Annotated in this window: 1 protein-coding gene; it reads left to right on the top strand. The window is 41.0% G+C overall.

From position 1 onward, the window contains the following. Positions 1–135: 135 nt before the first annotated feature. Positions 136–863, top strand: a 728-nt coding sequence (locus tag ADIWIN_RS18820) for an FG-GAP repeat domain-containing protein (protein ID WP_316929667.1), incomplete at its 3' end; no start/stop codon positions are given.

The raw sequence follows: 863 nt of genomic DNA, 5'->3' as shown, positions 1-863 counted from the left end.
TATGGTCCGGCGGCGATAAGGCATAAGCGCACTGAGTTAAGTGGTGATAAGTTGCTTAGAAATGAAGGTGGAAAATTCATTGATGTCAGCGAAGAGGCAGGGATTTTTGGTGGGGCCAATGGCTATGGACTTGGGTTGGCCACTGCAGATTTTAACAATGATGGATTTACTGATCTTTATATAAGCAACGATTTTCACGAAGACGATTATTATTATATCAACAACGGAGACGGAACTTTTACCGAGCAACTGAAGGATAAATTCAGCCAGGTAAGCAGGTTTTCTATGGGGAATGACGCTGTGGACATCAACCAAGACGGCTTTGTAGATATTATCACCTTGGATATGCTATCTGAAGATGAAAAGGTGCTCAAATCATCCATGAGTGATGATCCCATTTATACGCATGACCTGAAAATAGAACGCCTCAATTATCATCCCCAATACGCGCGTAATATGTTGCAAATCAACCGTGGTGGAGAATACTTTCAGGAAGTCGCCCTGTATAGTGGTGTCTCAGCGACTGATTGGAGTTGGAGTCCTCTATTTGCAGATTTTGATCTTGACGGAAAACAGGATTTATTCATATCTACAGGGATTTCCCGAAGACCCAATGACCATGATTACATCAATTATATATCTAGTGAAGAAGTAGAACGACAATTTAATGCTTCAAATCGTTTAGATCAGGAAGCGTTGAATAAAATGCCTTCGGGTAAAGTAAAGAACTATATCTTTAAAGGGGAAGAAAACCTTCAGTTTTCAGATCAATCCGGCAACTGGATTTCTGATTACCCCAATTTATCAACAGGAGCTGCATGGGCAGACCTGGACAATGATGGAGATTTGGATTTGGTTACCAA

The sequence above is a fragment of the Winogradskyella psychrotolerans RS-3 genome (assembly GCF_000427335.1).
GTDB classification, from domain to species: domain Bacteria; phylum Bacteroidota; class Bacteroidia; order Flavobacteriales; family Flavobacteriaceae; genus Winogradskyella; species Winogradskyella psychrotolerans.
This window is presented reverse-complemented; position numbering and strand designations above follow the sequence as displayed.